Origin of the sequence: Psychromonas antarctica, from assembly GCF_022267535.1 — a bacterium.
GTDB lineage: Bacteria > Pseudomonadota > Gammaproteobacteria > Enterobacterales > Psychromonadaceae > Psychromonas > Psychromonas antarctica.
Genome location: NZ_JAHNZV010000121.1, coordinates 1 through 7,564 on the forward strand (window position 1 = coordinate 1; position 7,564 = coordinate 7,564).

4 protein-coding genes are annotated in these 7,564 nt (G+C 41.2%); 3 read left to right on the forward strand and 1 reads right to left on the reverse strand.

The features are described 5' to 3' along the window. Positions 1-387: 387 nt before the first annotated feature. On the reverse strand, positions 388-912 hold the full coding sequence (locus KSO91_RS15020) for a transposase (RefSeq protein WP_238743849.1): 525 nt from the start codon (positions 910-912) through the stop codon (positions 388-390). A 788-nt stretch (positions 913-1,700) separates the two neighbouring features. Between KSO91_RS15020 and KSO91_RS15025 the strand changes: the two genes are divergently transcribed. The 3 genes from KSO91_RS15025 (at position 1,701) to KSO91_RS15035 (ending at position 7,078) form a co-directional block, all read left to right on the forward strand. Then, positions 1,701-2,855, forward strand: coding sequence for a capsule assembly Wzi family protein (locus KSO91_RS15025; RefSeq protein ID WP_238743850.1), 1,155 nt, complete (start codon positions 1,701-1,703; stop codon positions 2,853-2,855). Positions 2,856-2,964: 109 nt separating this feature from the next. Beyond that, complete coding sequence (locus tag KSO91_RS15030; RefSeq protein WP_238743851.1) at positions 2,965-5,508, forward strand: SLBB domain-containing protein; 2,544 nt, start codon at positions 2,965-2,967, stop codon at positions 5,506-5,508. Positions 5,509-6,100: 592 nt separating this feature from the next. Next, a complete protein-coding gene (locus KSO91_RS15035; protein WP_420830955.1) occupies positions 6,101-7,078 on the forward strand; it encodes a Wzz/FepE/Etk N-terminal domain-containing protein in 978 nt (325 codons plus the stop codon). The last annotated feature ends 486 nt before the right edge of the window (positions 7,079-7,564 follow it).

The following is a 7,564-nucleotide window of genomic DNA, read 5'->3' on the forward strand; positions in this document are numbered from 1 at the left end:
GCATTGTGGTTTCGTTCTGGGGCGCGGACTTTAGTCCGCATGTTTTGCTTACTAGGAGGACTAAAAATAGGATGCGTAGAGCTTATCCGCTCATGACACTGAACTGTCTTGCATTCGTTCCACGCCCCTTAGATAGTGTAATCTCGCAATGTTAAGTTGTTCTGGGGCGCGGACTTCAGTCCGCATGTTGTTGCCACTTGGTGGACTAAAGTCCACGCCCCTTGGTTAGGCTAACCTGGCATTGTGGTTTCGTTCTGGGGCGCGGACTTTAGTCCGCATGTTTTGCTTACTAGGAGGACTAAAAATAGGATGCGCAGAGCTTATCCTCTGATAATCCTGAACTGTCGCTCAATTCGCTCCACGTTCCTTAGTTAGGGTAACCCTGCACTACTCATCTTCATATATGCCGTAAAACCGAGTGTCAGCATCTTTTAACCCTGCATTAGGGGCATTATTTTTAATATATTGATACGTTATGCACAACTGTTCTTCTGTTCTGACTATTTTATCGAAATAACCTCTATCCCAGAGGGTTCCAGTTCTATGATAATGTTTATTTATTAGCAACGCGGTTCCTCCTTTTATTTTTTGCATGATTTCCATAAGAGGAAAAATTTGTTCAAAAAGAAGATGTACATGGTTGGGCATAATTGATAATGCAATTAAATTATAGTAAATCGTATCTTTTGATTTGAATAACGTGGTGAGCAAAGTGATTATATCGTTGTTTAAAATTGCACCTGCATCCGCATTATCTAAAAACTTATCTTGTTCGAACTGTTGTTTTGAAGTGCTCTTTGTTGTGTTTATATTATTTTTTTCGAGATAGTAGGCAACACTCTCTTGTGTTCGAAAGGTAACAAATTGAATGGCATTTTTTTGATCAATATGAAATAAGCTTTTATTCAACATCAGATGGCTTTTCCTATTTGCTCGAAATATTGTTAAATGATTAGTTTAGTCTGAAATAAGAAATAATTAGCACCCCGCATTGTTCTGTTGTTACTTGGTGGACTAAAAATAGGATGCGCAGAGCTTATCCGCTCATGACACTGAACTGTCTTGCATTCGTTCCACGCCCTTGGTTAGGCTAGTCTCGCATTGTGAATTCGTTCTGGGGCGCGGACTTTAGTCCGCATGTTGTTGTTGCTTGGTGGACTAAAAATAGGATGCGCAGAGCTTATCCGCTCATGACACTGAGCTGTCGTTCAATTCGCTCCACGCCCCTTTGTTTAGGCTAGTCTCGCATTGTGTCTTTGTTCTGTTGTTGCTTGGTGGACTAAAGTCCACGCCCCTTTGTTTTAGCCTAAACTCGCATTGTGACTTTGTTCTGGGGCGCGGACTTCAGTCCGCATTATTTTGCTTTTACTTGGAGGACTAAAGTCGACGGCCCTTTGTCTAGAAACAATATTTTATTCCTAAACATCTGGTACCTGCCATCTAATCACTCTATAATACGCAAAAATTTTAAGCTCATTGTTAACTAAGGCCACTGTACTTTAGTGGCGGTAGCGTGCCTGAAACGGGCTGCTTGAGTTGCTTTCTAGACTGTTCGGTGAGGTCTTTTCCTGAGCGTTTGATGTCTCACCCTAATATAATGTTGCTCGTTCAAATTAGATAATTAAAGTCGGTGGTGATGGTTAGTGTATAAGTTAAATCAAAACATCTTGACTTGCATTTTGTGCTTTATGTGTGTGTCGTTGCAGGCTAGCCCATGGTTAGAAAGCGATGATGCTTATTTACGCAGTGATTTGCAGCTGCTTGCTGATGCGGGTATCGTCACTGTGCCTATCAATACCTTTCCTCTACCGTGGCGAGAAATATCTGAACAGATAAAAAATATATCTCCTGCTGCTCTCCCCGACAATACTCGCCAAGCTTATTATCATATAACCTATAAAATTAATGCCGCGAAAAAAGGCTATGGCAAACGTCTATTAAAATTAAAAAGCGCACAGAAAAACATGGTAAATAGCTTTGCGCAGAAAAACGATGTCAAATGGGGCGCTTTTTCAAATATTGAGATTGATGAGTCGCGTTTTTCGATGCGGGTGAGTGCTAATTACGCGCAGTATCATGATAAAGACAATCCGCAGTATAATTTCGATGATAGTTATTTTGCTGTCACAACAGGGCAAACAAACTTCTTCATTAATACCCAGGCACAGTGGTGGAGTCCAAGTTGGATGCAGTCACTTAGTGCTGAGCAACGAGTTCATCCAAGTTATGAATTAGGGTTAGAAAGAACCTTTCTTGATTTGCCCTTAGTAGGCAATGTTTACTTTAAAACCGGCATCAATCAACTAAGAAGTAGTGATGATTGGAAATACTCATGGCGTTCCCGTTTATCCTTACGCCCGATTAACGCATTTGAACTCTCATTGAGTCGCTTTGATTTTAAAGACGCACAAAATAATGATGTTGAGGATCGTGATCAGCAATTAAGTATGGATACGCGCCTCAGTCTGTTACCTATTATCAATGTACCGCTGGCTGTGTATACGCAGTATATTATTGACGATTCGCAATCTGAATTTTCAGATTTCCTAGTGGGAAGTGACTATAGTCTCTTCGCAGCGGGGGCGCAGATGCGTTTTGTGTTGGAGTATCGCAGTACTGGGGCGCATGATTTACGTTATTCAGCAGGAACGTATGTACAGATGGAAAATGACCACCAGTGGCAGCTGTTTTTACACCATAACAACATAGAAAGTTTAACAAGTCAGGAAAATCAGTTAGTCGGTGCTTATCGTTTTCTGCTTTACAAAGGTATGTTATCTTTATCACTTTTATTATCCGATGCAGAAAATGAAGACAACGCAAATGCAGGTCTGTCTTGGGAGCTGCGTTTTTAATTAAATGTCACTTTTTTATGTTTTTTGCTGTAGTAGCACATTTTTTAATACAAATTTATTGCTGAGCCACAGAGGCTTTAATTTTTCAATTATAGGTAACCAGTGAAACATGTTTAATTTTAATCGCTTATTTTCAGCTTTAGCGCTGCTTGTTTTGTCTGCTAATACACTGGCAGTAACACCAACGGCTGCACAGATTCAGCAATTTAAAGCGCTGCCAGGCTCGCAACAAAAAGCACTGGCTTCGCAATACGGTGTCAATGTAGATGCAGTCACTGCACCTCAAGTTGAAAATAACGCCCCGCTCAGCACCGAGCCAACAATCGAGCCGCGCTCAACCACCGACAAAAAATCAGAATCGGGTTTGCAGATGTTTGGTTATGACTTATTTGCTGGTGAGCCGATGTCGTTAACACCACTCAATGATCTTCCGGTGCCTAATAATTATTTATTGGGTGTAGGGGATGAGTTGCAGGTTAAAATATTTGGTAAAAAGACAGAAAACTACGATTTAGTGATCAACCGAGACGGTACAATTTATATTCCTGAATTAGGACCATTTCAAGCACGTGGTTTAACTTACCAGCAAGCCCGTAAAGAGATCACTGCATTAATAAAACGCAGCATGATCGGTGTTGAAACCAGCATCAGCTTAGGCAAATTAAAAACTATCCAAGTATTTGTTTTAGGCGCTGCGTATAAGCCAGGCAGCTACATAATAAGCGCTTTATCAACGGTGACTCAAGCGATAAAAGCCGCCGGAGGAATTAATACATTAGGCTCTTTACGTGAAATCGAGATCAAACGTGATCATAAAACCATTAAAAAGATTGATCTCTATGATCTGCTCATTGCCGGTGATACCTCCTTGGATATTTCATTAAAGCAAGGCGATGTTGTCTTTGTTCCGATTAAACAGCGTGCCGTGAGTATCAATGGTTTTGTTAAACGTGCCGCTATTTATGAATTAAAAGATGAAAAAAACATCGCCAGTGTGATTGCGCTTGCGGGTGGTTTAAAAGACAAAGCATACCCTAGCGTGCAGGTCACAAGAACAACTAAAATTGGCCGTGATATCTATAACTTTGATTTAGAAGATAAGCACAGCAGTGAAGCTTTTATAGTCAAAAATGGTGATGAGCTGAATATAGGTGAGGTGACTAACCTGTACCGTAATGCGGTGACCTTGTCGGGCGCCGTTGTCAACCCAAGCGTATATCAATGGTATGCAGATTTAACAGTCAGTGATTTAATCACATCCATTAAACTTGATCTCAATAAAGATGCTGATTTAAACAACGCGTTATTGGTCCGTGAAGTAGGCTTAGCGCACAATATTAAAGTGATATACTTTGATTTGTTAGCTGCTGTATCCAATCCTAAAAGTAGGCTAGATATAAAACTGTACGAGCATGATCAGATTATTGTGTTAAATAAAGATACCGGTATTGCTAATAAATCGGATGGAAAAAGTAACTTATCAAAACAGATTGATAATACAGAAGTGAACAACGAGCTGGTGATTTCTGATTTAGACGATAAAAGCAAGCAGCAGAGCAGTGCGCAGACCTTTAGAGCTGAGTTATTAAAACCCATTATTGCGCAGTTAAAAGCGCAGTCTGATTTTGAGCATCCGGTGCAAATTGTGGATGTTCGTGGTGCAGTGAAGTTCCCTGGGGTTTACCCGTTATTTGAAAATGCAGATCTGCAGACACTGATTAATCTCGCTGGTGGCTTAAAAGAAGCATCCTATTTAACCGCTGGTGAGCTCAGTCGTATGCAGTTAGTTGCCGGTAAAAGTCATATTAACTATCAAACCATTGATATTGCTGCTGCGATGAAAGGCACGGCGAATGCGAATATTAAGTTAGAAAGTAAAGACCGAGTGCATATATTCACTAAACCTGAATGGCGCGAAGATTATAAGGTGAGGTTATCGGGAGAAGTTAAGTTTCCGGGCACTTACAGCTTTAACCGCGGCGAAACATTATACGATGTGATCCAGCGAGCGGGCGGTCTAACGGAATACGCCTACCCAAAAGGTGCTGTTTTTGCACGCGAAAGCCTGCGTAAAATAGAAGAAAAACAGCTCGCATTTTTACATCGACAGTTACGTGAAGAGGTTAGCTCGTTAGCATTTCGTCGCCAGTCGAGTAGCAACCCAATACAGAGTAACAGCGCACAGGGTGCATTGGATACGGTTGAGCAATTAGGCGTTGCGGAAGCTGTTGGACGCATGTCTATTAATCTTGATAAAATTCTGCTGCATGATGACACGCAGAACATTAACTTAGAAAACCAAGATTCGTTGCATATACCGCCACTGCGTAAAGTGATTTCGGTTATTGGCCATGTACAGTTTCCAACAGCGCATATTTTTGAAAAAGACAAAAGTGTTGATGATTATTTAGCATTGTCTGGTGGCCCTAAAAAACAAGCGGATACGGATAGAGTTTATGTTATCCGTGCAAACGGCAGTGTATTTGTGCCTAATCAATCATTCTGGTTTAGCCGACAAGAGCAGCCATTAATGCCAGGTGATACCATTGTTATGCCGATGGACACCGATTACATGGATACATTAACCAGCTTAACGTCAGCAACGCAGATTATGTACCAATTAGGTGTCGCTTGGAGCGCTATTCAAAACTAGATGCTGAGGCCACCGCCTAAGTAGACAGTATCGTTCTGGGGCGTGGGATTTATCCCACCAAAGTGTACACAGCAATGTTCTGGGGCGTGGGATTTATCCCACCAAAAGTGTACACAGCAATGTTTTGGGGCGTGGGATTTATCCCACCAAAGTGTAGACAGCAATGTTTTGGGGCGTGGGAGTTATCCCACCAAAGTGTACACAGCATCGTTTTGGGGCGTGGGATTTATCCCACCAAAGTGTAGACAGCATCGTTCTGGGGCGTGGGATTTATCCCACCCAAAGTGTACACAGCATCGTTCTGGGGCGTGGGATTTATCCCACCAAAGTGTACACAGCAATGTTTTGGGGCGTGGGATTTATCCCACCAAAGTGTACACAGCATTTTGTTCTGGGGCGTGGGATTTATCCCACCAAAGTGTAGACAGCATTTTGTTCTGGGGCGTGGGATTTATCCCACCAAAAGTGTACACAGCAATGTTCTGGGGCGTGGGATTTATCCCACCAAAAAAATAATATAAAAGCAGCATAGAGGCAATATCAAAAAATATATTGTTCATTTTTAAAATCATGCATCATGAGACCTAATTACATGCAAAATCAACAACAAACGACAGTAACAAACAGCGATGTATTTCCAGCATCGCAAGCAATGATCGCTGACGATGAAATTGACCTGCGCGAACTCTTTGCCGTTATTTGGAAAGGCAAATGGCTAATTATTTTACTAACCATCGTGTTCGCAGCCGGTGCCGTCGTATTCGCCTTATCTAAACCCAATATTTATAAATCGTCTGTTTTATTAGCCCCTGCAACAAAAGAAGGGGGCGGCATGAGTGGTTTAGCCTCGCAGTTTGGTGGTTTAGCTTCTTTAGCTGGCGTTAATCTCGGCTCTGGCTCGTCAAGCAAAACAGATCTTGCATTAGCAGTATTACAATCCCGCCAGTTTTTAACCGCCTTTGTTAATCGTCATCATTTAAAAATCGCCCTTTTCGCGGGCGAAAAATGGGATGCTAATAGTGGCGAATTACTGTTAAATAACGAAATTTACGATAGCGAAAAACAGCTTTGGCTACGCGAAGTGAAACCGGGTAAGTCACCAGAGCCAAGTGACTGGGAAGTGTATAAATTATTTAAAAATATGCTTGTTGCTGCCCCAGATAAAGACAATGGCATGGTCATCTTAAGCATTGAATTTCTATCGCCAATACTAGCAAAGCAGTGGGTTGAACTGCTCGTTTCTGATCTCAATAAAGAGATGCGGGAAACAGATTCGCAAGAAGTTGACCGCAATATTCAATACCTACAATCAAATTTAGAAACGACCAATTTAGCGGATATGCGTACCGTTTTTTATCAGTTGATTGAGGATCAGTTAAAAACAAAAATGTTATCACAAGCGCAAACCGAATATGTTTTTAAAACTATCGATCCAGCAGTCGTTGCTGAAGAAAAAAGCAAACCCAAACGCGCATTGATATTCGTACTAGGCACATTGCTAGGCGGAATGTTAGGGGTAATGCTAGTGTTAGTGCGTCACTTTATGAGAAAAACCGACGTCGAAGATTAAAGATTTCATTACAATGCAAGAAATTACTCACAAAGAGAAATAAATGAGGCGCTTCGCTAAAGAGCGAATGCCTAAAGTGAATAAGTTCAAAAGAAGTGAGTACGACATGTTTCTTAGCCTTTTTTTATTTGCTCATTATTTACTCATTAGCTTCTCTTTGTAGAATAGCCTTTCAAGATGACGGTTATGTACAAAGAGGATAGAAAGAGCTTTGCTTAAAGGGGAAACTGAATACTAAAGCATTGTCTTTTAGTCTTTTTATTTGCTCATTGTTTGCTCATTGGCCTCTCTTTGTAGAGCAAGATTTCATGCCTATATACATGGCTCAGGTTATTTTTTGTAAAAAGATTAAAACCACTACCACTACCACGCACACTTCATGCGACTGCGAAACTGCGTTTCGGTTCGCATTCATTAACAGAAGCGCTGCGCGCGACACAGAGAAAAGACAATACAGAAGCTATAAGCTTTTATGTTTTCCTCCTT

Coding starts and splice junctions, on each gene's coding strand:
- KSO91_RS15020 (WP_238743849.1), bottom strand. CDS start 912: ATGTTGAATAAAAGCTTATTTCATATTGATCAAAAAAATGCCATTCAA.
- KSO91_RS15030 (WP_238743851.1), top strand. CDS start 2,965: ATGTTTAATTTTAATCGCTTATTTTCAGCTTTAGCGCTGCTTGTTTTG.
- KSO91_RS15035 (WP_420830955.1), top strand. CDS start 6,101: ATGCAAAATCAACAACAAACGACAGTAACAAACAGCGATGTATTTCCA.